Here is a 25,801-nt window from a genome sequence, read left to right on the forward strand (position 1 = left end):
TCTGGCTAAAGGCCCGGCTCAGCCAAAAGCACGCCGCAGCCAAAGGCCGAGGCCGATCCAGAGCGACACCAGGGCCAGGCAGAGGCCGGTCCAGGCCTGAAGGCCCCAGCCGTCCACCACCAGCGGCGCCACCACCGTGATCACGCCGCCGGCGAGCAGGGGCTGCAGCAGCAACTGTTTGATCGAGAAGGCCGTCACAGCCTCGCTGCGGTCGTCGGGGTCGGCCATGCGCAGCAGCAGCAGCCCACTCGCCGCCACGCCCGTGGCCTGGCCGAATTCGAGGATGCCCCGCTCGAACCAATCGGGCGGCAGGATCCGCGGCGCCAGCAGCAGCAGCACGGCCAGGTTCCAGAGCAGTCCGGCCAGGGCCAGCAGGCTCAGCGGTAGCCAGTCCGCCAGCAGCAGGCCCAGCTCCAGGCAGGCCGTGGCCGCGGTGATCAGCAGATCCGCCGAGACCGTGGCGGTCTGGCTCTGGAACGGGGTGGAAACCCAGCGGGTCTGGCCGCTGGTCTCCAGGACCAGCCGCACCAGCAGCGAACCCACCAGCGCCAGCGGGAACACCGGCAGGGCATCGATCACCAGGGCAAAGACGCCCCCGCTCTTGTCGGCTCCCCATTGCAGGCCATGCAGCAGCAACCAGCCCAGCACCACCGCCGCACCGGCCAGGGCCAGATTCACCGCCCCATCGGCCCCCTGTTGCCAGAAGGCCGGCACCTCCACCGTTCCTTCCTCCAGTGGGGCATCGATGGGGATCGCCTCAAGCGGCGGCGTTTCTTCAACCACCAACTCCAGCGCAACTTGCAGGGGCAGGGCGTCGCCAAAGGTGAGCCAGCGACGCTCCCGGGCCAGCACCACGATCAGGCCGCCCACCACGGTGGAGGACAGCAGCCCCAGCGTGGCCATCGCCAGGCCGAGGGCCTGCGCCCCTTCCAGCCCCAAACGCTCGTAGGTGGGGCCCATGGCGGCAGCCGAGCCATGGCCGCCTTCGTAGGCCACCTCGATCAACAAAGCCAGCATCGGGCTCATCCCCAGCAGGGGCTGCAGCACCAGCAGCACGAGCAGGCCGCCAACCAGGTACTGGCCGAAGGCCATGGTCAGCGACAGCAGCACCTGGCCGGAGAGCGGTCGCCACAGCCCCCCGAGCCTGGGCAACGGTTTGCTCAGCAGCAGGGTGGCGAACACCAGGGTGAGCAAGGGCAGGGGCAACTGGCCCCAGAGCTCGATCACCTCAGGGGGAAGCAGGGGCAGCGGGCCGTTGGGCGCCACGATCAAGCCCAGCGCACCGGCGAGCAGGGCCTCCGGCAGACCCCAGCGCTTCATGCCCAGCTGGCTGCCGATCAGGCGCCCGATGATCAGCAGGATCACCAGGTCGACTGTGCTGATCAGCAACCAGCCGAATCCGCTGGCTGGCCCCAGCCAGGCTGCAGGAACGCTCACAGGGCGAAGTGGCGGCGAAAGAACGCCTCCGTGGCCTCCAGAACCTCCACCTGCACCGGCCCGCTGCGGAAGCCATGGCCTTCCTCGCTGAAGCGATGCACCTCCACCGGCACGCCGTTGTTGCTCAGTGCCAGGGCCATCTTCTCGGTCTGAGCCGGTGGCACCACGGTGTCCTGAAGACCCTGGAAAAAGATCACGGGGCAGTGAATCGCATCGGCATGCAGCAGGGGTGAGCGCTGCTCATAGAGCGCCTTCGCCTCCGGCCACGGACCGACCAGCCCATCGAGGTAGTGGGCCTCGAAGCGGTGGGTGTCTTGAGCCAGGGCGGCCAGATCGGCCACGCCATAGCGGCAGGCGCCGGCGCTGAAGGTTTCGGTGAAACAAAGCGCCGCCAGCACGGTGAAGCCGCCGGCACTGCCCCCCTCAATCGCCACCCGCGCGGCGCTGGCCTTGCCGGCGGCCACCACGCTGCCGGCGGCGGCGGCGCAGTCGGCCACATCGACCACGCCCCACTGACCGTCGAGCCGCCGGCGGTAGGCCCGCCCGAAGCCGGTGGAGCCGCCGTAGTTGACGTCCAACACACCCCAGCCACGGCTGGTCCAGAACTGTGTCAGCAGATTCAACCCGGTGCGGGCCATGGCTGTCGGTCCACTGTGGCCCTTCACCAACAGGGGTGAATTGGGATTGGGGCCAGCAATCGGTGGGTAGTACCAGGCGTGGGTGGGCTGGCCGCCGTGGCCGGCGAACCAGAGCGGCTGCGGCTGGCTGATCTGCGCTGGCGTCAGAACTGGGGGGGCGCTGTCGCCGCTGGTGATGGCGGCCGGCCGGTGGCTCCAGCGCCGGCTGGCCAGGTCGAGCTCCAGCAGGCCCGCGCCGCTGCTGGGGCCACTGGCGACGGCCACCAGCCGGCCGTTCTCGGCCCAGAGTCCGGCCAGGTCATCGAAGGGCAGCTCGATCGGCTGCCAGGTTCCGCCCGCCGGCGCGATTCCAGCGTCAGGCAGCTTGATCTCCCCCAGCCGCCACTGTCCGGCGAAGCAGGCGGCCGCGACGAGCTTGTGGCCATCCCAGGCGGTGGTGCGCATCCCGGCCACCCACTGGGGCATGGCGAATTCCGCCTCCATCGGCAGCAGCGGCTGCCAGGGCAGGGGCGCTGCGGGCTCCCGGGCCGGCTTCAGTTGCTCGGCGCCGGCGAGCCGTTCGAGGTTCCACCAGCCGCTGCGGTCGTTGGCCACCACCAAGTCGCCATTGGGCAGCCACAGCGGCTGGAACAGCGAGCAGACCCCGGATCTGGAAGCGGTACCGGCGATCGGATGAACCTGCTCCAGGCTTCCTTCGCTTGCCAAGGTTGCCCACCAGAGCTGGTTGGATTCCCAGGGCATGAACGGCTGCTGCCACTCCAGCCAGGCCAGATGGCTGCCCGATGGGCTGAGCACCGGGGAAGAGCAGAAGTCGGCGGCTGGATGCAACACCAGCGGCTCGCCGCCAGCCAGCGGCACCGCCACAAGCCGGTCGCGACCGGCGGCTTCCATCACGCCGATCCAGCGGCCGCGGCGCTCGTCGATCAGGCCATCGCCGAAGCTCCGCTCCGCCGCGGCAGTAAGCCTTCGTGGCTGTGGCGCTTCAGAACGCTTTCCCCCGGGCCGCTCCAGGCACCAGAGGCAGCCGTCGCCGTCTTGGCTGAACACCACCAGGCTGGATCCCACCGCGTAAGCACCACCGCCGAAGCCATGGACGCGGCTGCGCAGGTTCCAGTCCCCGGGGGTGAGCTCGATGGCCGGCTCCGCTGGACTGCGGCGCCACAGCAAGGTGCACCGCCCCCGCTCCTGGGGCCTTTGCTCCAGCCAGAACAGCTCGCCCTGGTGCAGCTGGGGCTCGATCACCGCGGGGCTGCGCCCCACCACCGCTGTTGCCGCCAGCGGCCCATCGATCAGCGGTCTGCCCAATGTTCTACCGCTGCCATGGGCTCCTAGAATCAACCCATCGTTTCAGGTGATGCCTTGGCCAGTAGCTTCGCCAAAATGGCCCGCCAGGCGGAGCAGACCAGCCGTGGCGTCCAGGTACCCAAGCAGGTGCTCGACTCTCCCCCTCTGACCATCCGCACCCTCGGTGACCAGACCCTGCGGCAGCCGGCCAAGAGGATCAGCAAAGTCGACGACTCGGTGCGGGAACTGGCTCGCAACATGCTGCGCAGCATGTACAGCGCCCATGGCATCGGCCTGGCCGCTCCCCAGGTGGGAGTTCATAAGCAGTTGCTGGTGATCGATCTCGATCCGGAAAACCAAGCCACGCCGCCGTTGGTGTTGATCAATCCGGAGATCGGCTCGTCGAGCGCCTCGCTTGAAACCTATGAGGAAGGTTGTTTGAGCATTCCCGGGGTGTATCTCTCGGTGGTGCGCCCCAGCGCCGTTGAGGTCAGTTTCCGTGACGAACAGGGCCGTCCGCGCCGGATCAAGGCCGATGGCTTGCTTGGCCGTTGCATTCAGCACGAGATGGACCATCTCACCGGTGTTCTCTTCGTGGACCGGGTCACCGATGAGCTCAGCTTGAACGAGGAACTTCAGGAGCATGGCTTCCTTCGCGACGCTGTCCATTCCTTCCGCTGAGACTGCTGCGATGTCGATGAAACCCCTTGCCGGAGTTTTTCTGGCCCTGGCCTGCCTGCTCGGGATCGCGGCCACCGGGTCTGTGTTCGAGCTCTCTTACGGCGATCCTGACCTGGGCGTCACCACAACCCGGCTGATCCTTGGTGCGGCTCTGCCTGGCACGGTGATCAGCCTGCTGGTCGCAATTCGTCTTAATTAATCGTCCAGGCCCCCTGGCGGCTCCTGAGCGCACTTCTACGATCGGGCCCTCCTTGCTGCTCTGCGCCTCGATGCGATTGGCCCACATCACGCTCCGTCTCGCAGGCCTGGCCTTGTTGGCCTCGGCTTTCCCCATGGCCACTCCGATGGCGAGCCGCGCCCAGGCCCTGTTTGCTGCCCGCGACGTCGAGCAGGAGCGCTTCGTCCTGGTGGCGGCACCGATTGGCGATGGCAGCCGCTCCCAGCTCAACATCTATGAGCAGATCAACGACCGGCGCCCCTGCTTCGCCAGTTCTGGGGACAGTCCGGCCAGAGTGGAGCCGCTGCTGGGAAGCTTCGATTTCAGCGGCATCTGCAGCCGCTATCTCGATGCCAACGGCTATTCACTGCGCATCGGCGAGACTGATCTCGGCACGGTGTACCGGATCAGCGTGGTGCGCAGCGGTGACGACAACGTGTTGCTGGCGTCCCCGACCCGGAACAATCCAGGGCCCAACATGATCGTCGCCCGCACCAATGGCCAGGCTCCAGGTTTTCTGCTGTTCAACCCTGAGCCGGGCTGGAAGCTGATGCGGCGCCACTTCGGCAATCGCGCCCTCGGCCACCTTTACCTCTACCGCGAGACCTGGCCAGGCGATGAGAATGTCCAGACTGAGACCGAAGTTCCGCCCACCACAGAGTTAGCTCCCGGGGCCGCTGCAGGGCCAGATGGAAGCAAAGCTCTGACGACTCCCCCGGCAGTTCCACCTTCAACCGTGCCATCCCCAGCTGTGCCATCGACACTCCCAGTAGGAGCTCCGGTGGCCCCGGCAGCTCCCTGAATCAGGGTCAGGCGGCGGTGGTTGCTACATTGACCAATCTCAAGCCCCTCTGCGTGGTTCATGACCCAGGTCACCGTCGGCGAAAACGAAGGAATTGAATCGGCCCTGCGCCGCTTCAAGCGTCAGGTGTCCAAGGCGGGCATCTTTGCCGACCTCAAGCGCCTGCGCCATCACGAGACCCCCGTTGAGAAGTACAAGCGCAAGGCCCAGCAGCGCCGTCGTCGTCGCTGAGCCTTGCCGGTGGCTCGGGGCACTGATCAAGAACAGATCAGGTACAAACCTGGTACGCCTCCTCAGACGTTCTACCGAGACTGGGAGAACCTCTTGAGGCTCGCTTTTGATGGCTGTTTTTAATCGCTTCATGCGCTGGATTGGCGAGGCTGTGACCCACGCTCGCTGCGCTTCGTCCCAGGGACAGGTGCTGTTTGGCTTGGATCAGATTGGCTTCCAAAATCCGTCTGTCATGGGTCGCTCGCTTGCCACTGGTCAAACGAGCGGTAGGTGAGGGCTTCGGCCAAATGGGCTGGATCCACGGCCTCAGCGTTGTCCAGATCAGCAATCGTGCGCGCGACTCGCAGCAGCCGCTCGGCGGCCCGGGCGCTGAGCCGCCGCTGCCTGATCGCTTGGCGCCAGAGCTCCATTCCCTCGGTGGAGATCCGGCTGTGCTGTTGCAGGTCGGCACTGCTTAGGGCGCTGTTGGCGCAGCCGCCGGGGTTGCGCTCCACCATCCGCTGCCGGGCCTCGGCCACCAGGAGCGCCACCGTGGCGGTTCCTGGCCTGCTGATCGGGGCGGTTGTCGGGGCGGTTGGACTTAGGCTGGCGGGACCCAGCAGGTCGTCTGCTTCCAGGCGTCGCATCACCACCTGCAGGTCGATCCGATCGAGCAGGGGCCCAGACAGCCTTGACCAGTAACGCTGCCTGAGGGCTTCGCCGCAACGGCAGGCCCGCTGCGGGTCGCCGAACCAGCCGCAGGGGCAGGGATTGGTGGCGGCCACAAGGGCCACACGGCAGGGGAAACGGCTGCGCTCGCGGCTGCGGCTGATCCACACCTCGCCCTCCTCCAGGGGCTGGCGCAGCTGGTCAAGCACCTCCCGGCGAAATTCCGTGAGTTCATCGAGGAACAGCACGCCGTGGTGCGCCAGTGACAGTTCACCGGGCCGGGGAATCGACCCGCCGCCGATCAGGGCTGCTCCCGTGCAGCTGTGGTGGGGCGAGCGGAACGGCCGTTGCGCCACCAGGGCCGTGTGGGGCCGCAGCAGCCCCCCCACCGAATACACCTGGGTCAGCTCCAGGGCTTCCGCGCGCGGAAGGGGTGGCAGCAGGCCAGCAAGACGCCTTGCCAGCATCGTCTTGCCGCTTCCGGGCGGGCCCACCAGCAGCAGGTGGTGGTTCCCTGCCGCCGCGATTTCCAGGGCCCGGCGTCCGTGCTCCTGCCCCCTGACATCGGCGAGCTCAGGCGGCGGCAGAGCCTTGATGGCTGGCGGCGACGGGCAACAACTGGCCTGGCGCGGGTCCGCCAGCAACGCCTCCACCTGATCAAGCCGCTCGGCCGGCCAGACCGTCAGACCCTCGACCAGCAGCGCTTCGGACCCATTGGCAGCGGGCACCACAAGGGCCCGGGCGCCGCTGCGCCGTGCCGCCAGGGCCAGGGCGATCACCCCGCGCACCGGCCGCAGGCTGCCGTCAAGGCCCAGTTCGCCGGCACTCCAGACCCCATCGAGGCGCTCCGGCGCCAGCTGGCCACTGGCCAGCAGCAGGCCGAGCGCGATCGGCAGGTCGAAGGCCGGCCCTTCCTTGCGCAGCTCCGCTGGCGCCAGGCTGACGATCACCCGGGTCAGGGGCACCCGGAAGCCGCTGTTGCGCAAGGCGGCCCTGACCCGCTCGCGGCATTCCCGGCCGGGGGTATCGGCCAGCCCCACCACCTGAAGCCCCGGCAGACCTGGGGCGATGTCCACTTCCACGGTCACCTCGGCGGCTTCCAATCCGCGCAGGGAGGCGCTGCTGCAGCGTGCCAACATCGAGCCAACAGCCAGGGGGCCTTCACCGGTTCCCCCCCTGTCCCATCTCCCGCCAGACCGGCGCCATGGCTTTCCCTGACCCGGCTCCCTCTGATCAGGCCGTAAACAGCACGATTTTTGGACGCATCCTGCGCGGGGAGATTCCGTGCGATCAGGTCTATGCCGACGATCGCTGCCTGGCCTTCCGGGATGTGAACCCCCAGGCCCCGGTTCATGTACTGGTGATCCCACGCCAAGCGCTGGTGAATCTGGCCGACGCGGCGGAGGCCGACGAGGCCCTGCTCGGCCACCTGCTGCTGGTCGCCGCCAAGGTGGCCCGCCAGGAGGATCTGATCGGCTGGCGCACCGTGATCAATTCCGGCGCCGAGGCCGGCCAGACCGTGTTCCACCTGCATGTGCACGTGATCGGTGGCCGCCCCCTGAGCTGGCCGCCCGGTTGAGTCCTGCGCTCGCCGCCTGGCTCGCCAGCGGCGACAATGGCGTCAGACGGATCGGTTCATGGGTGTTCTGAGGGGACTGCGCGACCAGCTCGGCAAGCTGCAGCGCCTGGCCCAGCCTTACTTCCTCCCCTTGGAGGAGAGCAGTTCGTGGCAGTTTTTGCTGCTGGTGCTGGCGCTGCTGACCGTTGTGGTGGGCGTCACCCTGCTGCTGCTCACCGGTGTGGTGGCGGCCAGCGGCAGCCTGATTCCGGGTCTGCGCGACCGCTTCTTGCCGGGCGTTCCTGAACGGATCGCCACGATCTGGTCGGGGCCGATCGGAGCGGTGATCATGGTGCTGTTTGGCGCCGGTCTGCTGGCGTTTGGCAGCCAACGGGCGAAGCTGCGCCAGGGGCGCTGGCTGCCCTGGCTGTTGATGGGGGTGATCGCCCTGCTGATCCTGGTGATCAATGGCATCAACGTGGGGATCAGCTTCATTGCCCGCAATGTCGATAACGCCTTGGTGGCTTACGACAGCGAAGGTTTCTGGAAGATCGTGGCGATCTATGCCTTCTGCCTGCTGCTGGCCTTGCCGATCCGGGCGATTCAGAGTTATCTAATCCCCAAACTGGGCCTGCTCTGGAGGGAATGGCTGAGTAGCCGGTTGTTGGGCCGCTATCTCACCAACCGCGCCTATTACATCCTCAATCCAAACGACGAATCCCACGAGGAAATCGACAACCCAGACCAGCGAATTTCCCAGGACGTCGCCAGCTTCACCGGCACCAGCTTGAGCGTGACGGTGGAGATCATTGCCGCGTTGCTCACCTTTGTGAGCTTTGTGATCGTGCTCTGGAGCATCAGCCGAAATCTGGCGCTCCTTCTGCTCGTTTACTCGGTGGTCGGCACCACCTTGATTGTTTTCGCCAGTCGCAAACTGGTGTCGCTGAACTACAAGCAACTCAAGCTGGAGGCTGATTTCCGCTACGGACTGGTTCACATCCGTAACAACGCCGAGTCGATCGCCTTTTACCGGGGCGAGCAACAGGAAGGCAGCGAGGCTGGCCGCCGGCTCAATGGGGCGATCGTCAACTACGACCGCCTGATCATCTGGGAAGCGATGATCCAGGTGATCCAGCGTTCCTACGACTACTTCTCCCGCTTTTTGCCATGGCTGGTGATCGCTCCGATCTATTTCGCTCGGGAGGTTGATTTCGGCGTGTTCGGCCAGGCCAGCATTGCCTTCAGCCAGGTGCTCTTCTCTGTCAGCTATATCGTCAACAACATCGATCGCCTCGCGGCCTTCTCCGCCAGCATCAGCCGCCTGGAGGGTTTCCAGGTCACGGTGGATGAAATCAATGCACAGGCCCAAACCGGAAGCGGCGATGCCGCCGGCGTGGCCGTCGATGACAATCCGACCATCGAAGTGATCCATGCTGATCTGGTGCCGCCGCGCAGCAATCGCTGCTTGATCCACGACATCAGCTTGGAGGTGGCGGCCCATCAGCGCCTGTTGGTGGTAGGCCCCAGCGGCTGCGGGAAAACGTCCTTCCTGCGCCTGATCAGTGGACTCTGGCCCGCAGCAGCCGGCGAGATTCGTCGGCCGCCGATCGCCGAACTGTTGTTCATCCCCCAGAAGCCCTATCTCATCCTCGGCAGCCTGCGCGAACAGCTCTGCTACCCACAGGATCCTGGGCGTTTCAGTGATTCCCACCTCCGCAGTGTGCTCGAGGAGGTCTGCCTGCCCGACCTGGTGCGGCGCTATCCCGATCTCGACATCAACCAGGATTGGCAGCGCATCCTCTCGCTGGGTGAGCAGCAGCGGTTGGCTTTCGCCCGCCTGTTGCTCAATTCACCGCGCTTCGTGGTGCTCGACGAGGCCACCAGCGCACTGGATGTCACCACCGAAAAGCACCTCTACTCCTTGCTCACCGAGCGGGAGATCGCCTTTGTAAGTGTGGGTCACCGCCCCACACTCGCTGCCTTCCACGACACCGTTCTCGAGCTCGATGGCAACGGTGGCTGGCGGCAGATCCCTGCTGCCGACTATGACTTCACCAACGCCTAAACCATGATGCCCCCGAGTCCAAGCAGCAAGACCAGCCCCAGCAGCCAGACCAACGCCTCGAGTGCCACGACCCACGAGGTGCCGGCCTTCGGCTGGAGTGCCTACGCCGAGCGGGTCAATGGCCGCTTCGCCATGCTCGGCTTCGCCTCAGTGCTGCTGATCGAGACCCTTAGTCACGACACTTTCCTGCACTGGGCCGGATTGGTGCCCTAGGAACTCTTCATCGGATCCGGCTCAGTCGTCAAAGCGGGAGCTGTTGTCGCGGGAGGAACGCGCTGCTGCTGGGTCTGGGACCGGCGGTGCTGAACGGCCAGGAGCTGAGGATCGTCCTGCGGACGACGGGCTCATCGGTTTGTAGTCAGCGTCCGTGACGCTGCCGCTTCTGCTGGCTCCACCACGGATCGGAGTGCCCTGGGGAACACCTGGCGAGGCGGGCATGGCAGAGCCCGAAGGAGCAGCACCGGGGCCTCTGCGGCTGGAGCGGGGCATGGATTCGCTGCTGGCCACCGGACGGCTCCCGCGCCGAATCTCGCTGGGCGCCTCACGGTCGCGGCGCCTCTCGCCAAAGCTGGGCTTGGAGTTGGCCGCAGAGGCGGAGTCCCTGAAGCGGGACGCTCTGGGCGATGGGGGGTAGGGATCGGGTCTGCCACCCGCAGCAGGGGCAGGCTCGGCGTTCCAATCTTCGTCGTTGCGGGAGCGGCGGCTGGCGGCCCGCTCGGGAATAGCCGTGCGCTCGGGAGAACGGCTGGGCCTATAAAACTCGTCGTCGTCGGGAGGAACGGTTTCGCGGGAGCGGATGCGCCTCCGCAGGGGTTGGGGCTCATCGAGGCGATCGGGACCGCCGGCCCACTCGCTGCCACCCATCCGGTCGCGCTCCGGCAGCGGCTCGTCGTCGTCGAAATAGGAGGAGCGGCGCGCTTGCTCGGTGGTGACACCGCGAAGACGCACGCTCTCGTAGGCAAAGAAAACCGTGGTGCCCGCCAGCAGAAACTGCCCGAACTGCAGGATTGGATCGAGGCGCCACCCTTGAAAGAACAGGATGCCGCCGCAGAGCAGACCAACGGCGGCGAAGAAGACGTCGTAGTCGCGGGCGAGGGCTGGCCTGAAGCTCCTCATGAAATAGAGAAAAGCCCCACCGACGGCCAACACGATGCCGACGATGCTGGCCCAATTCAGGCTGGCATTAACCACGTCTGGAAATCCTCAGTCAGAACCCATGATCACGTTCTCAGTCAAGAGAACCCGTGGTCATAGCTTAGTGACCTGGCAGCCAACCGCCGCAACCCTGGCCAACCGGGTTCAGAGCTTGCGGTCGACCTGGTCGGTCTGGCTGATCAGCACCAGGGCCAGGGTGACGGGAACCACCACGATCACGGCTCCCCAACCAAGGCTGCTGAGGAAATTGGCGAGAGAGGGAGTCATGGTTCTGGAACACCTCGGAAGATCCTAGGCATGGGTGATCCGCTTCCTACGATGCTTTCTCCCATGCTTAGGGCTTCGTGACGGCCGCCCCCGTTCTTTTGCACGTTTTACCAGTCCTGAACCTGGTGCTGGGCGTGGGGCTGGCGGTCTGGACCCTGCTGTTCCTGTTTCGGATCGTGCTCACCTGGTATCCCCAGATCAACCTGGAGACGGGCCCCATGCGCTTCATTGGTGGTCCCACCGAGCCGCTGTTGGCGGTCACCCGTCGCATTGTGCAACCGATCGGTGGCGTCGACGTGACCCCGGTGATCTGGGTGGGCCTGATCAGCCTGTTCAGGGAGCTGCTGGTGGGTCAGCAAGGGGTGCTCAACCAACTGGCCCTGCGGGCCCAGGCGCTCGCCTGAGGCCTGGTTGGTGGAACCCTGCCCCTACGCGTTGAGCATGTCCTGCTCGACAAATTTGGTGTGCACATCGCCCCTCTGGAACTCCGGTCGCTCCAGCAGCGCGAGATGGAATTCGACCGTGGTGGGGATGCCGGTGATGGCGCATTCGGTCAGGGCCCGCCGCATCCGTTTCAGGGCCGCGTCACGGTCGAGCCCCCAGACGATCAACTTGCCGATCAGGGAGTCGTAGAAGGGCGGGATTTCGTAGCCGGTGTAGACGTGGCTGTCGACGCGGACCCCCGGTCCGCCGGGAGGGAGCCAACCGGTGATCTGCCCGGGCACCGGCCGGAAATTGTGCTGGGGATCCTCGGCGTTGATGCGGCATTCGATCGCGTGGCCCCAGAGCCGGATGTCCTCCTGGCGCAGGCTGAGCGGTTCGCCGCCGGCAATGCGCAGTTGCTCGGCGATCAGGTCCACACCCGTCACCATTTCGGTGACCGGATGCTCCACCTGGATGCGGGTGTTCATCTCCATGAAGAAGAAGTTGCCGCTGCGGTCGAGCAGGAATTCCACCGTGCCCGCCCCCTCGTAGGAGATGCTGCGGGCTGCGGCAATGGCGGCCTCACCCATGCGGCGGCGCAGGTCAGGATCCAGGGCCGGGCTGGGGGATTCTTCCAGCAACTTCTGGTGGCGGCGCTGAATCGAGCAGTCGCGTTCGCCGAGGTGAATCACATGGCCGTGACGGTCGGCCAGCACCTGAATCTCGATGTGGCGGGGCCTGTCGATGAATTTCTCGATGTAGAGCCCCGGATTGCCAAAGGCTGCTTCCGCCTCGCCCTGGGCTGCCCTGAACAAAGAGTCGAGCTGGTCTGGGCCTGGCACCAGGCGCATGCCACGGCCGCCACCGCCGGCCGTGGCCTTGATCATCACTGGGTAGCCCATGGCCTCAGCCAGTGCGGCGGCATGGGCTGGATCCTTGAGCAGGCCGTCACTACCGGTGATCGTCGGCACCCCGACCCGTTGCATGGTGGTCTTGGCGGTCGCCTTGTCGCCCATGGCGCGGATCGCTTCGGCAGACGGGCCCACGAAGGTGAGGCCGTGGGCGATGCAGATCTCGGCGAAGCGATCGTTTTCAGCCAGGAAGCCGTAGCCGGGATGGATGGCATCGGCGCCGCGGGAAATCGCCGCCGCGATGATGTTGGGAATGTTGAGGTAGCTCTTGCTGCTTGGGGCTTCGCCGATGCAGACCGCTTCATCGGCCAGCTGGACATGCAACGCGTTGCGATCGACCGTGCTGTACACGGCCACCGTGGCGATTTCGAGCTCACGACAAGTGCGCAGGATGCGCAGGGCGATTTCGCCGCGGTTGGCGATCAGCAGCTTGCCGATGGGCATCCGGGGGGAATCTTTGCCGCTGCGGACTGTATCAGTGAAGACTCAGCTGGACCCTTCCGGGGGCGGTGCCGCCGATCGGTATATTGACCAGCCGGAGGGAGCTTTGCTTCTGATGGCCACGCGGATGTGGTGGAATTGGTAGACACGCACGTTTGAGGGGCGTGTGGCTTCGGCCTTGCGAGTTCAAGTCTCGCCATCCGCATTTTTCTTTAAGCACCTGCTCACGCACCGTTTGACCAGGCCGCTGTCTGTTGCTAGTCAGCCATCGGTTGTTGGTCAGTCGTCCGTTGTTGGGCCGCCATCTGATTGGAGGCAGCCAGCCGACGCCGCGATCGTGCTGGTCTGCAACGGCCCTGGTGAATTGAGCACGTGGGTTCGGCCCCTGGCCGAAAAGCTCCACCAACTGCAGCCGTTGCGGCCGCTGGTGCCTGGGGCCTCTGTTGGGCTGCAACTGGTGCTGGTGCCCTGCCCGAATGCCACGGGAGCGGAGCAGCAGGTGGCTGAAGGCTTTGGTTTGTTTGAGCGCACCTTGCCGGCGCGGCGGTTCTGGCGCCTGCTCTGGAATCCACGCCGCTACGGCCCCTGGCCGGCCCGCGGGGTGGTGGTGTTTTTGGGCGGCGATCAGTTCTGGACCGTGCTGCTCTCGGCCCGGCTGGGCTATCGCCACCTCACCTACGCCGAGTGGGTGGCCCGCTGGCCGCGCTGGAACGATCGGATCGCCGCGATGGGGGCGGAGGCCGCTTCGCGCCTGGCTCCGCGTTGGCGGCCGCGTTGCCAGGTGGTGGGTGACCTGATGGCCGATCTTTCCGCCGCAGCCCAGGCTGAAGCCTCGCTGGAGCCTGGCGATTGGGTGGCCCTGTTGCCGGGCTCGAAGCGGGCCAAGCTGCTGGTGGGCGTCCCGTTTCTGCTCGATACCGCCGACCGGCTGGCGGCCTTGCGCCCCGGCTGCCAGTTCCTGCTTCCGGTGGCACCCACCACCTCGGTGGTCGAGCTGCTTCGCTACGGCGGGCCGACCAATCCGATCCAGGCCCATTACGGCAGCGGCGAGCCCCGGTTGGCGTCCCCAGGACCCGACCGGCGCCGCTGGATCGAAACCCCCGCCGGCACCCGCATCCTGCTGATCGAGCAGCAACCGGCCCACGCCGCCCTCAGCCAGTGCGCCCTGGCCCTGACCACGGTGGGAGCGAACACGGCCGAACTCGGTGCCCTGGCCGTGCCGATGATCGTGTTGGTGCCCACCCAGCATCTGCAGGTGATGCAGGCCTGGGATGGCTGGCTCGGTCTGATCGCGCGCTTGCCGTTGCTGCGCTGGCTGATCGGGGTGGCACTGACGGCCTGGCGGATGCGGACCAGTGGTTTCCTGGCCTGGCCGAACATTGCGGCGGGTCGTGCCGTGGTGCCCGAGCGGGTCGGGGCAATCACCCCAGAGCAGATTGCCAGCGAAGCCGCCGACTGGCTGGGCCATCCCGAGCGGCTGAGCGGCCAGCGTGAGGATCTGCGCAGCCTGCGGGGTCAACCCGGCGCCGTGGCGGCCCTGGCGGCGATGGTGCAGGAGCTGCTGCCTTCGGCTTAGTTTGTGATTCTCCCCGTCTGACGCTCTTTCGATGGCCAGCCCTGAATCTCCCAGCGACCAGGACTGGCGCACCCGGCTGACCCCCGAGCAATTCGAGGTGGCCCGCCGCGGCGGCACCGAGCGGGCCTTCACCGGCCTCTACTGGAACAACAAGCAGGCCGGTCAGTACCAGTGCGTCTGCTGCGGCGCTGAGCTGTTCAGTTCTGGGGCGAAGTTCGAATCGGGCACGGGCTGGCCCAGCTTTTTTGCCGGTGTCGATGCAGCGGCGATCACCACGATCGAAGACCACAGCCACGGCATGGTTCGCACCGAAATCCGCTGTGCGCGCTGCGAAGCCCACCTGGGCCACCTCTTCCACGACGGGCCTGCCCCGAGCGGCCTGCGTTACTGCGTCAATTCCGCATCGCTGAACTTCAAGCCGGACCAGGGTTCAGAAGCACCTCTGGCCTGATGGAGCCGCTTCTGGTGGTGGCTGTCCTCGCTCACCAGGGATCGTCGTAGCCCGAGGGCTCCGGGCGCCGGCCTTGCCCCTGCGGGCTTTCGCCGTCTGAGTCGGGCTCAACGGATGGAGCCGGTTCGGCGTAGGGCTCCGGTTCGACATCCAGGGGTTCCTGACGATCCAGGGACGGACGGCGCGGAAGCGGCCGCTGGGACGCCCTGGGAGTGAGCGGCCTGGCGGCGTTGGCCCGGGACGGCAGCGGTGAATCGAAGCGATCGGGATCGAGCCCGGCCGGCCGGAGATCGTCAAGGCTGCCGGTATCGATGTCGTCGTTGAAGCGGCGGCCTTCAAAGCGCCTTTCATCGGAAGCTCTTTCGATTGGAGCCCGATCGAGGGGACGGCGATCGCCAAGACTCTGATCGCCAAGGCCCCGATCCAAAGGCCCCCTATCCAAAGGGGCCTGATCCAAAGGGGCCTGATCCAAGGTTTCCCGATCGGAAAAAGTCCGCTCTGGGTAAGCCCGCTCCGGATAGCCGCGCTCGCTGGGACGTTGCTCCACGTAGCCCCTCGGCTCGTTGGCAGCGGTCTCGTCCCCGTCCCAGCCGCGTGAGGCTCGCTCGCCACCGGGCGGGGCGTAGGGGTCGTCGTCCTCGTCGAGGTAACGGCGTTGGCGCAGTGGTTCCTGTCGTTGCCGCTCCAGCTCGACGTACTCGAGCTCCTCCTCGCGGGTGGCCGCCACGGCCCGGCTTGTGGCGGGCTGGATGCGGCGCTGTTCTTGGGCTGTGGGCTGGCCGGAGGCCAACTGGTTCTCGACTGGCACCGCCGACTGGCGGTAGCGGTCGCGCTCCTCCTGCTCCCAGCTGGAGCCACCGATGCCGAGTTTCTCAAGCAGTCCGCTGCCCAGTTGCTTGAGTTTGTCTTCGGCACCTTCGTAAACAATGATCCGGTCGGGGCCGCTGCTGACGATTTCCTCCACCGTCAGCTCCCAGGTGCTCAACACCCCTTCACCCAGCAGCGGCACCCCGAGGGCGCCGAGCACCAGGGTGGTGAGATCGCCGGTTTCGATGTCAAAGCTGAAGCCCAGCACCCGGCCGAGCTGCTCTCCTGATTCCGAGACCACCTGGCTGTTGATGACCTTGCTGTAGCGCTCGGGATTGAAGCTCTGGGTGAGTGAATCGGCCGAATCCACCAGGATCACGTCGCCCACCTGGCGGATCCGGTCCAGGGGCATCCAGCGCGGCAGTCCGGGCAGAAAACGGGTAAGCGGGTTGTCGCGCAGGCCAAGGGCCATCACTTCGCGCCGGTCGATGTCGACGATCACTTCGCCGACAACCCCCAGCCGGCGGCCGGTGTCACGGGTGATCACCTGGGTGCCCATCAGCTCGGATCGCAGCCAGAGCCTGTCACCAGACAGGCCCTGGGGAGGATCAGCGGAAGGGGGGATGGAGGAGGTCAATGGCCTGGATCCCTGTGGGGTGAAGGCGAAGAGAGGGCAGTCGAGTCATTGTGACCCACGGCTCAGGCGGCGACGGGCAGGCCAACCACCTGGGTGTGGGCGCCGCGGGCCTGGGTGACGCCGATCGTGCGGGTCGCGGCGGCGATCATCGGCCTTCGGTGGCTGACCACCAGGAACTGGGCCTCGCCGGCCTGGCTGGCGATCAGGGCGGCCAGGCGCTCCACGTTCACGCCGTCGAGAAAGCTGTCCACTTCGTCGAGGGCATAAAAGGGAGACGGGCGGAAGCGCTGCAGGGCGAACAGGAAGCTGAGGGCCGTCAACGACTTTTCCCCGCCCGACATCGAGGCCAGCCGCCGCACCTCCTTCCCCTTGGGATGGGCCACCAGGGTGAGGCCGCCTTCGAGGGGCTGCTCGGGATTTTCCAGTTGCAGGTGGCCCTCGCCTTCAGAAAGGCCGGCGAAGATCTCGCGGAAATGGCCATCCACGGCCTGGAAGGCTTCCAGGAAGGCCTCCTGGCGCAAGGTGGCCACGGTTTCGATCCGCAGCAGCAGCTCTTCGCGCTCCTTGCTGAGGATGTCGAGGCGGCCGCGAAGTTCGTCGAGGCGGATCTCCAGCTGCTCGAGTTCTTCAAGGGCGAGCATGTTGACCGGTTCAAGCGCTTCCATGCGTTCCTGCAGGCGACGGAGGTCTTGCTCCAGGGCCTCCAGGCCCGCCTGGCGTACGGGCTCGGGAACAACCGGCAACGGATCGGGCAGCTCCCGGCCCAGGGCTTCGAGCCGGAGCCGCAGGCCTCGGTCTTGTTCGGCCAGGGCGAGCAGCTCCTCCCCCAGCCGCTCCAGATCCCATTGCTGCTGCTGCAGGGCCAGGCGCTGGGCGGCGAGCTGGGCCTCGGCCGCATCGCGGGCGCGGCGCCGTTCGCCGAAGCGTTCCTGCAGCTCCTGCTGCTGGGCCTCCAGGGCGCGGCGTCGCTCCTGTTCCTGTTGGTGTTGCTGGCGCCACTGGCCGTGCGCTTCGCCCAGCGCCGCCACGGCCTGCAGCAGCCGCTGCTCCTCGCTGGCGAGGGCCTCCAGTTGTTGGGCCAACCGCTCCCTGGCCAGGGAGCGCTCGCGCCGGCCTGCCAGCAAGGTGTCGCGCTGCAGGCGGGTTTCGCTGAGCAGCCGGTCGGCTGCTTCAAGGTCGTGCTGCAGTCCCTTCCAGCGGTCGCTGTCTGCCGACGCCTGGGCCCCGGCCGCCTCGGCCTCGAGCGCTGCGAGCTCGCTGTTCAAGGGGGTCAGCAGCTCGGCGGTGGCCTGCCGGCGTGTCTGGTCGGCCCCCAGGGCCGTTTGGGTCTGGTTGAGCCGTTCCTGGAGCTGGAGCTGGCGCTGCAGCTGGGGGCCAAGGGCCCGCTGGGCCGCCCCCAGTTCGGCGCTGAGGGCGGCCTGGCGCTGCTGGTGCTCCTGCAAAACGGGCCGCAGCTGCTCGAGTTGCCGCCCCAGCTCGTTCTCACGCCGCCGGCAGGCCACCAGGCTCTCGCCAAGTTCGAGCAGCCGTCGCCGCAGCGGTTCGGCCTCGTCGTGGTCGGAGCTGCGCCCGAAGCTGAGCTGGCCGCTGCGCTGCTGCAGGCTGCCGCCGGTCATCGCGCCGCTGCGCTCCAGCAGTTCGCCATCGAGGGTGACGGCGCGGCAGCGGCCCAGTTCGCGTCGGGCGCTGGCCAGGTCTTCAAAGACCAGGGTGTCCGCGAAGACGTAGCGGAACACGTCGGCGTAGATGGGCTCAAAGCGGATCAGCTCCAGCGCGCGGCCCACCAGTCCGCCACTCCCACCAGCGGCTGTGCCGCCCCGGCCCCGCTCCAGGGCCGCTCCAGCCGTGCCGCTTTTGCCGCCGCTGGAGCTGCCGCTGCCGCGGATCTTGTTGAGCGGCAGGAAGGTGAGCCGGCCGGCCCGGCGGGCCTTGAGCAGTTCAATCGCCTGGGCGGCGATCCGGTCGTCATCGACCACCACCTGGCCGAGCCGGCCGCCGGCGGCCACCTCAAGGGCCAGCCGCAGCCGCTCCTCCACTTCCCCCAGCTGGGCCACCGGTCCGTGCAGGCCACCCAGGCCCGACTCCAGCAGCACCCGCAAGGCGCCGGTGCCGCGGCTTTCCTGCAGGGTTTCGCGGCGGCTTTCGATCCGGGCGATCTCCCGCTCCAGGCCCACCTGTTCCTGCTCCAACCGGGTGCGGGTGCGTTGCTGCAGGGCCAGGGCTTCGGCGAGGTCCTGGGCTTGCCGCTGCTCCTGCTCAAGCTCCTGCTTGAGGCCTGCCGCCTCCGACTCCAACGCCAGCAGCTGTTGTTGGTCCTGCTGATCGCTTGTGCCCCCTGCGCCCAGTTCGGCGCCCAGTTCCTGGAGTCTTTGCTGCTGCTGGCGCAGGCGTTCGTCGAGTTGCTGCTGCTCAGCGAGCAGCGGGCCGATGCGGGCCTGCAGGGCCTGACGCTGCTGGCCGCGCTGTTGTTCCGCTTCGAGCCAGCTGCCGGAGCGGTCGGCCATCTCGCCGAGGCGGCGGCGGGAGAGCTCCACGGCCGCTTCGGCGCTGGAGCAGGCCTGCTCGGCTTGCTCCAGCTTGGCTCCGTCATCGCTGGCGTCGTTCTGCTGCTGGCCCCGGCGCAGCTCGCCCTGTTGGACAACAAGGGCCCGGCGCTGCAGCTGCAGTTGCTCGCCGTCGTGCTGATGGCGCTCGGCCTGGCGCGTTAACTCGCGGCCGCTGGCCTCGAGCCCGGCCAGTTCCGCCTGGACTGCCAGCAGGCTGTCTTCCCCCAGGGCCTTCACTTCGGCCTGCAGCGCTTCGACGGCTTTGGCCGCCAGCTCCAAGGCCAGCTGGGCCGCGGCGACGGCCGAGCAATCCACCTCTTGCTGAAGTCCGAGGGCTTGTTGGCGGCTGGTCAGGGCGGCAAGCTGCTGGCCGGCCTGCTCGTAGCCGAGCACCTGGAGCTGGAGGCGCCCGTCCTGGTGGCGCTGACGCAGCTCCTGGTAGGTGCGTGCCTTGGCGCAGTCGCGCTCCAGTTTCTGGCGGCTGGCGAGCAGTTCCTGCTCAACGATGTGGCAGCGCTCCTGGCGATCTTGAACTTCATCGAGCTTGGAGCGGGTCTGCTCGATGCGGGAATCGAACAGGGCGACACCGGCGAGTTCGTCGATCAGGCCGCGACGATCACGGGACCCCATCGAGACGATGCGGGTCACATCCCCCTGCATCACCACGTTGCTGCCCTCGGGATCCACGCGCAGGCGGCGCAGCTGGCCCTGCACCTGCTGCAGGTTGCAAGCCACTCCGTCGGCGCTGTAGCTGCTGCTGTAGGTGCCACCTGGGGCGAGCCGAAGGCGCCTGGTGACACTCCATTCCTGCTGGCCGGCCTGGATCCAGGGCCCTTCGGCTGGAACATCAAGACCTTCTTCGGCCGGGTCGGGATGCCAGTCGGCGAGATCGAAGCGCACGGTGACCTGCGTTTCGGACGCCTTGCCCTGCCGCACCATGGCGCTGTTGATCAGGTCCGGCAGCCTCTCGGCCCGCATGCCACGGCTGTTGGCCAGGCCAAGGCAGAACAGAACGGCATCGAGAATGTTGCTTTTCCCTGACCCATTCGGCCCGGTCACCACAGTGAAGGACGGCTCCAGCTGGATCGCCAGCGACCCACCGAACGACTTGAAGTGGGTGAGCTCGACCTGATTGATGTGAACCAACAGGCTCGTGCGCCGAGCAGGCTCAATTTAGCCGAACTGTGCAATTGCTCAACCCCCTCCCTAACCTGGAAACAGAGAGAAGTTCATCAACCACGCCATGGAACCGGAAACGACAGCCATCAACCACGACAGCTTTCGGGAGCGGTTCGAAACCCTGATTCCCACGATCCAGCGCGAGTGGCCCCAGGTGGCACGCGAAACCCTCGAGGCCACCCGCGGCAGCTTCGACGACGTTGTCTCGTTGATTTCCGATCAGACCGGCCGCACCGCCAGCGGTGTGCAGCATCAGCTCAACGAGTTCCTGGAGGTGGCCACGGCCCAGACCCGCCAGCTGGCCGATCGGATCGGTCCCCTGGAGGATCAGCTCGAGCAGCTCCTCGACGATCTCAATACCAGCCTGCGGCCCCGCATCGAGAAGCCGGTGCGTGAGCGTCCCCTGCTGGCCGTTGGCGTCGCTGCCGGCGTCGGCATGATCATCGGCATGCTGCTCACCTCCGGGCGGCGCTCGGCATGACGCCGGAGCGCCAGAACCGGGGCGGGTCTTCAGCTCCGTCGGGAAGTGCCGGCCGGGTTGCGGCAGGCCGGGTCACCGCCCTGGTGACCTCGGTGATGGATCTGCACGTGCGCATCGCCCTGCAGGAAGCCGACAGCGAAAAGCGACGCCTGATCAGTGGCGGCATCCTGCTCGGCGGTGGCCTCACGTTTCTAGTGCTCGCCACGGTGCTGGGTCAGCTGGCTTTGGTGCTCTGGTTGCACCAGGGAGTGGGCTGGGCCTGGATCCAGGCGGTGCTGGCCGTGGTGGCCGGTGATCTCGTGATCGCCGGGCTGATGCTGCGCATCGGCGGCCAACTGCTCAAAGGCCCTTACCTGCCCCAGACCACCGCGGGCCTCAGCCGCACCACCAGGGCGATCTTCGGGCGCTGAAGCCTGATCAGCTCAAGGGTGCCAGCTGCAGGCGCTCAGCGGATGTCGTACTTCAACCAGCGGCAATCGATGCCACCGTTGCTCACCGGAATCCGGCGGCTCGCCTTCATCCGCAGGGCGCCGGTGAGTTCGGGGTTGCCGCTCAGCAGCCACAGGGTCCAGCCCGAGCAGCGTTCTTTAGCCATGGCACCGAGGCCGGCATAGAGGGCTTCGAGATCCTCACCGGCACCGAGCCGCTCGCCGTAGGGGGGATTGCAGACGATCAACCCCGGTTGGGCTGGCGGCCTGAAATTGAGGCAGTCGCCCGGTTGCAGATCCAGCCAGGGGGCCACCCCGGCCGCTTCGGCGTTGCTGCGGGCCTGCTCCAGCACGGCAGGATCGCGCTCCATCCCCAGCACCGGCGCCAAGGGCTCTCCGCCGGGGAGGCTGCCTGCGGCAAGAGCCTGGGCCGCCGCCGTTTCCTGCCGCCAGCTGGCCCCATCGAAATCCAGCCAGTGCCGCAGGGCCAGTACGCGGCCCAGGCCCGGGGCACGCCCCAGGGCCGCGCAGGCGGCCTCGATCAACAAGGTGCCGGAGCCGCAGAGCGGATCGGCCAGGGGCACGCGGCCATCCCAGCCGGTGAAGCCGATCAGGCCGGCGGCCAGGTTTTCCTTCAGCGGCGCCAGGCCAACGGCGGCCCGCCAGCCGCGGCGATGCAGGCTGCCGGCCGAGCCATCGAGGCTGAGCACCGCCTCGCCGGCTGCGCTGAGGTGCAGGTGCAGGCAGAGATCGGGATGGGCCAGGTCGATTGAGGAACGCTCACCCCAGCGCTCCCGTTGCAGGTCGACCAGCGCATTTTTGACCTGCAGCGCCGTGAAGTGGCTGTGGCTGAGCCCCGGGGCGGTGCCACTCACCTCCACCCGAAAGCTGCGTTGCGGCGGTAGCCACTGGTCCCAGTCGACGGCACGCTGCACGCCGGCATAGAGCTGCTCGGGGCCATGGCAGGGGAAGCGGGCCAGCTCCCTCAGCAGCCGGAATGGCAATCGGGCCTGCAGGTGGATGCGGTAGAGCCCGGCGCTGTCGCAGCGGAAGGCGACGGCGCGGCGCAACGGCCGCACCTCCTCAGCGCCCAGGCCGGCCAGTTCGGCTGCTGCCAGCTGCTCAAGACCGGGAGGAAGGGCGGCGATGCAGGCAAGCGGGGCGTGCATGGAGGCTCGGGGGCGACGCTCAGCCGCTGTTCGTTGTTGCCCACCTTGGAGGTTGGCAACACCCTGCCGCGCCAGCTGCCACAATGAAGGGGTCCGTCCTCGGGCGGACTAGGTGACTCACACCGGTGCTTCGGACAGCGGTTCGATTCCGCTCAGCTCCACTTTCCACCTTCGGGCGGATCTTTCAGGGGGCTGCAATGGTTTCGACGGGGTAATAGGAGGGTGACTGAAGCCTGCTCGGTAAGAGCAAATCCGTAACAGCGAACAACATCGTTGCTTTCTCCCGTCAGCCCGCCCCTGTGGCCGCCTGACTCCTTAGGGAGATGGGGTAAGTCAGCCTTATCACCCAAATGACTCACGGGGGCTGGAAGGCCCCCATTTTATTGGTTGGGACTGGGGCCTCCTCAAGCCAACGCATCCCTCAAAGCGCTTCGTAGCGCACGTTGAGGTTGAGCCTGCCTGGACCCACTGCCGTGGCCTGCAGCACCAGCACGGCTGTTTTGCCGCTCGGGGTGCCATCCACGCTGGTGCCAGCCGGTGGATCGAAGACCAGATTCAAGCCCCACGCACCCGAAACGGTGTTGATCGTGCGCTCTTTGTAGCCCTGGCTGCTCAACGAAGTGCGCAGCTTGGCGAGCAGGTCATCGGGCGTGCCGCCCAGCTGGCCGTTGAGGCTCACCTGCCCGACCGCATTGGCAGCGAACAGGCTGGGCAGGGCGCTTGGGACCGGCAGCTTTAGGTTTTTAAGCAGGGAGGCGGCCGGGGCGGCAAAGGCTGCGGTGGCGGCGAGAACCAACGCGGCGGTGGCTGTGAACAGGGTGCGCAGAACGGTCAAATGGGAAGGGGCGGTGGGGCCTCAACCTAAGGCTGTTGGTTAGAAGCTTTGCTGTTCCGTTGGATTAGGCCGTTTGGAGGGAATACCGGTGGACTGGCTGTGATCTGCCCGCACCACCTGGCCATCGAAGTGAGATCCATCGATACCGACTACTAAGTGCACCACCTCAGGCAATCCCTCAAAACTTCCGCAACTCCCGCCGCTGGTCCCCCTGGGTTCCCTTCTGCCCATAGAACAAATACACCCCCAAGCCCAGACCCAGAAGCAGCACCGCCAGCACAGGCCACGGATTGCGGTTGCCCAAATTGCGGTTGCCCAGATTTTGGCCGGTCAGTTTGCGGGTGCTCAGCCTGGAGCTTGTGCGCTCGGGAAGGGCCCGTTGACGGCCGAGGGACAGGCGAAGGAAGGGGCGGCGGCGGCGAGCCATCAGCTTGGGCAGGGGGCTTCATGTTGCCTGGTGGCGCTTGGTTTCAGCCCTGGTCAGAACGTCGGTGGGTCATTGAGGATCGCTGCAACCCCTGAGATCCCCCAAGTTGTTCAACATCAAACAACGGTTGCAGTCGCTGCGCATGGTGGCCAGCCTCGCCGCTTTTCTCAAAAACCCTGGCGAGCTCAACAGTGTCTTTGGAGTGCTCCGCAGCCTGCATGGCAGCCCCCTGTCCACCCAGATGCAGCGTCACCTGCTGGCCAAACCCCGCATGGCGGCCCTGGTGGAAACGAACTGGCGACCGGACCCGATCGATCTGGCCCGGCTGGCGGCCCTGCCCGAGGGCAGCCTCGGCCGCCGCTATGCCGACCAGTTGCAGAGGCAGGGACTGACGCCCGAAAGCCTGATCGACCCCAGCCCAATCACCTCACCGGCCCAGTACATCACCCATCGCCTGCGCGAAACCCACGACATCGTCCATGTGCTCACCGGCTTTGGCACCGATGGCCCCGGTGAACTGGGGCTGCAGGCCTTCAACCTGGCCCAGGTGCGCTCCCCCTTGGCGGTGCTGCTGATCTTTGGTGGCCTGCTCAGCAGCCTGCAGAACGACGAACCACTTGAACCCCTGCTGCGGGCCCTGGCCCGGGGTTTTGAACTCGGCCTCGGAGCGCCCTGCCTGATCGCTTACAAGCTCGAAGAGGGCTGGGAGCGGCCATTGAGTTCCTGGCGTCAGGAGCTGGAGCTGCCAGTCAAGGCGTAACGCCGTTGAAGCCACTCCAGACCTTGAGTTCCTCGATCGTCAGCACCCCTTCCTTCGTTTCGCCATCCAGCACCCAGGTGGGGTAGGCCTTCACCGCGGCGGCCAGGCAGCGCTTACGACCGGCCTCGTCCCGGGCGCATTCCACATAGGGCAGGCGTTCGCCGGCTTCGGTGCCGAACAGATTCTTCTGAAAAAAACAGTGGGGGCACCACCAGGCTCCGTAGAACACCGCCCCACGCTCCACCAGGTGATCCACCAGGGCGAGCTGTTCGGCCGTTGATGGGGTCAGTGCCTTGCCCAGGCCGGAGGCCGCTCCCGGCGCAGCTGTTTGGGCCGCGATCGCGGCGCCGCCCTGGCCGACTGAACCGGAACCGCCCAGCCAAGCCAGCCCTGTGGCGAGCAGTCCGAGGGCCGCCACCCGTGCCAATCGGGGACTGCGGCATGGGGCGCTGGCCATCGAGCTGAAGGGCTAGGAACGTTCGAGGTTAGGCAGCCGTACGGGCTTCCGCCCTGCGGCGTCCCCCCAAACAGCCGCGCAGACTGGGAAACTGGACATCTGCGACCTGCACCTGGAGTTTCGATGGGCCTGCCTCGATGAGCGCCAATGGCTTCCGCGACTACTTCAAGGTTCTCGGTGTGGAGCGGGGTGCCGACGCCGAGGCGATCAAGCGTTCGTTTCGCAAGCTGGCCCGTCAGTTTCATCCGGATGTGAATCCCGATGACGCCGGCGCTGAAGCCAAGTTCAAAGAGATCAGCGAGGCCTACGAAGTGCTCTCAGATCCGGAGAAGCGACGCAAATACGAGCAGTTCGGCCAGTACTGGAGCCAGATGGGTGGCGGTTCTGGCGGCGGCGGCGCCCCCGGCTTCGATGTCGATTTCGGGCGTTACGGCAACTTCGACGATTTCATCAACGACCTGCTCGGCCGCTTCGGTGGTCAAGCGGGCAGTGCCGGCTTCTCAGGTGCGCCCGGCGGCTTCGGCTTCTCCGGCGGCTTTCCCGGAGGAGGGATCCCCTCTGGCTTCGGTGGGCCCGCGGGACGCACATCCGCGGCCAACCTGGATGCCGAAGCCACGATCAACCTCAGCTTCGCCGAGGCCTTCAACGGCTGTGAGCGTGCTCTGGCGGTGAATGAGGAGCGGGTGCAGGTGCGGGTACCTGCGGGGGTGAAAAACGGCAGCCGCCTGCGGCTCAAGGCCAAGGGCAACCTCCAGCCCGGCACCGGCCGCCGTGGTGATCTCTACCTCAATCTGCGGCTGGAAGACCATCCGATCTGGAAGCTCGATGGCGACCAGTTGCGCGCCGAGCTGCCGCTGAGCCTTGATGAGCTCGCCCTCGGCGGCGAGGTGCGCGTCGCCACCCCTGATGGCGAGGCCACCGTCCAGGTGCCAGCGGGGGTGGCCCTCGGCCGCAGCTTGCGCCTCAAGGGCAAAGGCTGGCCCCTCAAAGACGGCCGCGGCGATCTCCTGCTCAGCCTCAGTCTGAAGCTGCCGGAACGGTTCAGCGAGGCCGAGCGCGACCTGCTCGACCAACTGCGCCAAGCCCGCAGCCTTGACCCACGGGCTGAGTGGATGAAGGCCGCCAAGCTCTGAGCTGGCTGTGGGCTGGATTTCAGCTGCGATGATCATCATCGAGATGAATTCATCTTGTTGTTTATCTTTTGCTCCAGCTTTGGCTCCAGTTTTTGCTGAATGGAAACCAGCCAATGATGCTCTGGTTGATCATGACGAATGCCGGAAGATCTGAACA

The 25,801-nt window shown here is 66.6% G+C and carries 25 protein-coding genes, 1 tRNA gene and 1 pseudogene; 15 read left to right on the forward strand and 12 right to left on the reverse strand.

Annotation, left to right across the window (positions count from 1 at the left end; genetic code table 11):
- Positions 1 to 18: 18 nt before the first annotated feature.
- Together ACXMDM_RS06445 and ACXMDM_RS06450 are read right to left on the reverse strand one after the other, a co-directional pair.
- Positions 19 to 1,437, reverse strand: coding sequence for a sodium/glutamate symporter (locus ACXMDM_RS06445; RefSeq protein WP_071801064.1), 1,419 nt, complete (start codon positions 1,435 to 1,437; stop codon positions 19 to 21).
- Positions 1,434 to 3,380: a S9 family peptidase gene (locus ACXMDM_RS06450; protein WP_233830625.1), complete on the reverse strand. Its 1,947-nt coding sequence runs from the start codon at positions 3,378 to 3,380 to the stop codon at positions 1,434 to 1,436. Before ACXMDM_RS06450 ends, ACXMDM_RS06445 begins: the two co-directional genes overlap by 4 nt.
- A 54-nt stretch (positions 3,381 to 3,434) precedes the next feature.
- Here ACXMDM_RS06450 and def point away from each other — a divergent pair, with 54 nt between their 5' ends.
- The 4 genes from def to rpsU all read left to right on the forward strand — a co-directional run bounded on the left by def (position 3,435) and on the right by rpsU (position 5,290).
- Complete coding sequence (gene def, locus ACXMDM_RS06455; RefSeq protein ID WP_145536921.1) at positions 3,435 to 4,040, forward strand: peptide deformylase; 606 nt, start codon at positions 3,435 to 3,437, stop codon at positions 4,038 to 4,040.
- A 10-nt stretch (positions 4,041 to 4,050) separates the two neighbouring features.
- Positions 4,051 to 4,239 (forward strand): hypothetical protein, encoded by a 189-nt coding sequence (locus ACXMDM_RS06460; protein WP_071801066.1) that lies wholly within the window; start codon positions 4,051 to 4,053, stop codon positions 4,237 to 4,239.
- Between the two features lie 70 nt (positions 4,240 to 4,309).
- Complete coding sequence (locus tag ACXMDM_RS06465) at positions 4,310 to 5,059, forward strand: DUF3747 domain-containing protein (RefSeq protein WP_071802184.1); 750 nt, start codon at positions 4,310 to 4,312, stop codon at positions 5,057 to 5,059.
- Positions 5,060 to 5,119: 60 nt separating this feature from the next.
- On the forward strand, positions 5,120 to 5,290 hold the full coding sequence (gene rpsU, locus ACXMDM_RS06470; protein WP_010304532.1) for a 30S ribosomal protein S21: 171 nt from the start codon (positions 5,120 to 5,122) through the stop codon (positions 5,288 to 5,290).
- Positions 5,291 to 5,520: 230 nt separating this feature from the next.
- On the opposite strand, the gene ACXMDM_RS06475 is transcribed toward rpsU, so the two are convergent.
- On the reverse strand, positions 5,521 to 7,077 hold the full coding sequence (locus ACXMDM_RS06475; protein ID WP_071801067.1) for a YifB family Mg chelatase-like AAA ATPase: 1,557 nt from the start codon (positions 7,075 to 7,077) through the stop codon (positions 5,521 to 5,523).
- A gap of 65 nt (positions 7,078 to 7,142) precedes the next feature.
- Here ACXMDM_RS06475 and ACXMDM_RS06480 point away from each other — a divergent pair, with 65 nt between their 5' ends.
- From ACXMDM_RS06480 to ACXMDM_RS06490, 3 genes are read left to right on the forward strand one after another with little or no spacing between them, the layout of a single operon-like run.
- Positions 7,143 to 7,517: a histidine triad nucleotide-binding protein gene (locus ACXMDM_RS06480; protein ID WP_071801068.1), complete on the forward strand. Its 375-nt coding sequence runs from the start codon at positions 7,143 to 7,145 to the stop codon at positions 7,515 to 7,517.
- Between the two features lie 58 nt (positions 7,518 to 7,575).
- Positions 7,576 to 9,561: an ABC transporter ATP-binding protein/permease gene (locus ACXMDM_RS06485; RefSeq protein ID WP_071801069.1), complete on the forward strand. Its 1,986-nt coding sequence runs from the start codon at positions 7,576 to 7,578 to the stop codon at positions 9,559 to 9,561.
- Between the two features lie 3 nt (positions 9,562 to 9,564).
- Positions 9,565 to 9,774: a CAB/ELIP/HLIP family chlorophyll-binding protein gene (locus tag ACXMDM_RS06490; RefSeq protein WP_083544504.1), complete on the forward strand. Its 210-nt coding sequence runs from the start codon at positions 9,565 to 9,567 to the stop codon at positions 9,772 to 9,774.
- Positions 9,775 to 9,795: 21 nt separating this feature from the next.
- Here the strand turns inward: ACXMDM_RS06490 and ACXMDM_RS06495 are convergent, their stop codons facing one another.
- Both ACXMDM_RS06495 and psbX read right to left on the reverse strand, forming a co-directional pair.
- Complete coding sequence (locus tag ACXMDM_RS06495; protein ID WP_071801070.1) at positions 9,796 to 10,752, reverse strand: Ycf66 family protein; 957 nt, start codon at positions 10,750 to 10,752, stop codon at positions 9,796 to 9,798.
- A gap of 108 nt (positions 10,753 to 10,860) precedes the next feature.
- Positions 10,861 to 10,983, reverse strand: coding sequence for a photosystem II reaction center X protein (gene psbX / locus ACXMDM_RS06500; protein ID WP_071801071.1), 123 nt, complete (start codon positions 10,981 to 10,983; stop codon positions 10,861 to 10,863).
- A 77-nt stretch (positions 10,984 to 11,060) separates the two neighbouring features.
- Between psbX and ACXMDM_RS06505 the strand changes: the two genes are divergently transcribed.
- Entirely contained in the window at positions 11,061 to 11,387 is a 327-nt protein-coding gene (locus ACXMDM_RS06505; RefSeq protein WP_071801072.1) for a YggT family protein, read from the forward strand.
- A 24-nt stretch (positions 11,388 to 11,411) separates the two neighbouring features.
- Here ACXMDM_RS06505 and accC read toward each other — a convergent pair whose 3' ends face one another.
- On the reverse strand, positions 11,412 to 12,761 hold the full coding sequence (accC, locus tag ACXMDM_RS06510; protein WP_071801073.1) for an acetyl-CoA carboxylase biotin carboxylase subunit: 1,350 nt from the start codon (positions 12,759 to 12,761) through the stop codon (positions 11,412 to 11,414).
- A gap of 120 nt (positions 12,762 to 12,881) precedes the next feature.
- On the opposite strand from accC, the gene ACXMDM_RS06515 reads away from it, so the two are divergent.
- From ACXMDM_RS06515 to msrB, 3 genes are all read left to right on the forward strand, one after another.
- Positions 12,882 to 12,963: transfer RNA gene (locus ACXMDM_RS06515), tRNA-Leu, on the forward strand.
- A gap of 159 nt (positions 12,964 to 13,122) precedes the next feature.
- Complete coding sequence (locus tag ACXMDM_RS06520) at positions 13,123 to 14,334, forward strand: glycosyltransferase family protein (RefSeq protein ID WP_233830629.1); 1,212 nt, start codon at positions 13,123 to 13,125, stop codon at positions 14,332 to 14,334.
- A gap of 31 nt (positions 14,335 to 14,365) precedes the next feature.
- Complete coding sequence (msrB, locus tag ACXMDM_RS06525; RefSeq protein WP_071801074.1) at positions 14,366 to 14,785, forward strand: peptide-methionine (R)-S-oxide reductase MsrB; 420 nt, start codon at positions 14,366 to 14,368, stop codon at positions 14,783 to 14,785.
- Positions 14,786 to 15,416: 631 nt separating this feature from the next.
- Here the strand turns inward: msrB and ACXMDM_RS06530 are convergent.
- Together ACXMDM_RS06530 and smc are read right to left on the reverse strand one after the other, a co-directional pair.
- Positions 15,417 to 16,229, reverse strand: a pseudogene (locus tag ACXMDM_RS06530) (PRC-barrel domain-containing protein); the annotation flags it as partial.
- Positions 16,230 to 16,291: 62 nt separating this feature from the next.
- Positions 16,292 to 19,921, reverse strand: coding sequence for a chromosome segregation protein SMC (smc, locus tag ACXMDM_RS06535; RefSeq protein WP_071801075.1), 3,630 nt, complete (start codon positions 19,919 to 19,921; stop codon positions 16,292 to 16,294).
- A gap of 97 nt (positions 19,922 to 20,018) precedes the next feature.
- Here smc and ACXMDM_RS06540 point away from each other — a divergent pair, with 97 nt between their 5' ends.
- Together ACXMDM_RS06540 and ACXMDM_RS06545 are read left to right on the forward strand one after the other, a co-directional pair.
- The gene (locus tag ACXMDM_RS06540) at positions 20,019 to 20,435 is read left to right on the forward strand and encodes an ElaB/YgaM/YqjD family protein (protein ID WP_071801076.1); all 417 of its coding nucleotides are present in this window, start codon (positions 20,019 to 20,021) and stop codon (positions 20,433 to 20,435) included.
- Entirely contained in the window at positions 20,432 to 20,845 is a 414-nt protein-coding gene (locus ACXMDM_RS06545; protein WP_071801077.1) for a phage holin family protein, read from the forward strand. The genes ACXMDM_RS06540 and ACXMDM_RS06545 overlap by 4 nt, the downstream gene beginning before the upstream one ends.
- A gap of 35 nt (positions 20,846 to 20,880) precedes the next feature.
- Here ACXMDM_RS06545 and ACXMDM_RS06550 read toward each other — a convergent pair whose 3' ends face one another.
- From ACXMDM_RS06550 to ACXMDM_RS06560, 3 genes are all read right to left on the reverse strand, one after another.
- A complete protein-coding gene (locus ACXMDM_RS06550; RefSeq protein ID WP_071801078.1) occupies positions 20,881 to 22,032 on the reverse strand; it encodes a THUMP domain-containing class I SAM-dependent RNA methyltransferase in 1,152 nt (383 codons plus the stop codon).
- A 421-nt stretch (positions 22,033 to 22,453) separates the two neighbouring features.
- Entirely contained in the window at positions 22,454 to 22,867 is a 414-nt protein-coding gene (locus ACXMDM_RS06555) for a hypothetical protein (RefSeq protein WP_071801079.1), read from the reverse strand.
- A 178-nt stretch (positions 22,868 to 23,045) separates the two neighbouring features.
- Positions 23,046 to 23,294, reverse strand: a complete 249-nt coding sequence (locus ACXMDM_RS06560) for a hypothetical protein (RefSeq protein ID WP_071801080.1) — start codon at positions 23,292 to 23,294, stop codon at positions 23,046 to 23,048.
- Between the two features lie 142 nt (positions 23,295 to 23,436).
- On the opposite strand from ACXMDM_RS06560, the gene ACXMDM_RS06565 reads away from it, so the two are divergent.
- Positions 23,437 to 24,054: a Coq4 family protein gene (locus tag ACXMDM_RS06565; protein WP_071802187.1), complete on the forward strand. Its 618-nt coding sequence runs from the start codon at positions 23,437 to 23,439 to the stop codon at positions 24,052 to 24,054.
- Here ACXMDM_RS06565 and ACXMDM_RS06570 read toward each other — a convergent pair.
- The gene (locus tag ACXMDM_RS06570) at positions 24,044 to 24,511 is read right to left on the reverse strand and encodes a hypothetical protein (RefSeq protein WP_071801081.1); all 468 of its coding nucleotides are present in this window, start codon (positions 24,509 to 24,511) and stop codon (positions 24,044 to 24,046) included. The genes ACXMDM_RS06565 and ACXMDM_RS06570 overlap by 11 nt on opposite strands.
- A gap of 137 nt (positions 24,512 to 24,648) precedes the next feature.
- Here ACXMDM_RS06570 and ACXMDM_RS06575 point away from each other — a divergent pair, with 137 nt between their 5' ends.
- Positions 24,649 to 25,644, forward strand: a complete 996-nt coding sequence (locus ACXMDM_RS06575; RefSeq protein WP_071801082.1) for a DnaJ C-terminal domain-containing protein — start codon at positions 24,649 to 24,651, stop codon at positions 25,642 to 25,644.
- Positions 25,645 to 25,801 lie beyond the last annotated feature (157 nt).

Source organism: Synechococcus sp. CS-603 (assembly GCF_977929215.1).

Excerpts from the sequence above, each read along its gene's own strand:
- accC (WP_071801073.1), bottom strand. The coding sequence starts at position 12,761 with ATGCCCATCGGCAAGCTGCTGATCGCCAACCGCGGCGAAATCGCCCTG.
- ACXMDM_RS06490 (WP_083544504.1), top strand. The coding sequence starts at position 9,565 with ATGATGCCCCCGAGTCCAAGCAGCAAGACCAGCCCCAGCAGCCAGACC.
- ACXMDM_RS06545 (WP_071801077.1), top strand. The coding sequence starts at position 20,432 with ATGACGCCGGAGCGCCAGAACCGGGGCGGGTCTTCAGCTCCGTCGGGA.
- rpsU (WP_010304532.1), top strand. The coding sequence starts at position 5,120 with ATGACCCAGGTCACCGTCGGCGAAAACGAAGGAATTGAATCGGCCCTG.
- ACXMDM_RS06475 (WP_071801067.1), bottom strand. The coding sequence starts at position 7,077 with ATGTTGGCACGCTGCAGCAGCGCCTCCCTGCGCGGATTGGAAGCCGCC.
- ACXMDM_RS06550 (WP_071801078.1), bottom strand. The coding sequence starts at position 22,032 with ATGCACGCCCCGCTTGCCTGCATCGCCGCCCTTCCTCCCGGTCTTGAG.
- ACXMDM_RS06485 (WP_071801069.1), top strand. The coding sequence starts at position 7,576 with ATGGGTGTTCTGAGGGGACTGCGCGACCAGCTCGGCAAGCTGCAGCGC.
- ACXMDM_RS06480 (WP_071801068.1), top strand. The coding sequence starts at position 7,143 with ATGGCTTTCCCTGACCCGGCTCCCTCTGATCAGGCCGTAAACAGCACG.
- ACXMDM_RS06465 (WP_071802184.1), top strand. The coding sequence starts at position 4,310 with ATGCGATTGGCCCACATCACGCTCCGTCTCGCAGGCCTGGCCTTGTTG.
- ACXMDM_RS06540 (WP_071801076.1), top strand. The coding sequence starts at position 20,019 with ATGGAACCGGAAACGACAGCCATCAACCACGACAGCTTTCGGGAGCGG.
- ACXMDM_RS06565 (WP_071802187.1), top strand. The coding sequence starts at position 23,437 with ATGGTGGCCAGCCTCGCCGCTTTTCTCAAAAACCCTGGCGAGCTCAAC.
- msrB (WP_071801074.1), top strand. The coding sequence starts at position 14,366 with ATGGCCAGCCCTGAATCTCCCAGCGACCAGGACTGGCGCACCCGGCTG.
- ACXMDM_RS06460 (WP_071801066.1), top strand. The coding sequence starts at position 4,051 with ATGTCGATGAAACCCCTTGCCGGAGTTTTTCTGGCCCTGGCCTGCCTG.
- ACXMDM_RS06570 (WP_071801081.1), bottom strand. The coding sequence starts at position 24,511 with ATGGCCAGCGCCCCATGCCGCAGTCCCCGATTGGCACGGGTGGCGGCC.
- ACXMDM_RS06575 (WP_071801082.1), top strand. The coding sequence starts at position 24,649 with ATGAGCGCCAATGGCTTCCGCGACTACTTCAAGGTTCTCGGTGTGGAG.
- psbX (WP_071801071.1), bottom strand. The coding sequence starts at position 10,983 with ATGACTCCCTCTCTCGCCAATTTCCTCAGCAGCCTTGGTTGGGGAGCC.
- ACXMDM_RS06560 (WP_071801080.1), bottom strand. The coding sequence starts at position 23,294 with ATGGCTCGCCGCCGCCGCCCCTTCCTTCGCCTGTCCCTCGGCCGTCAA.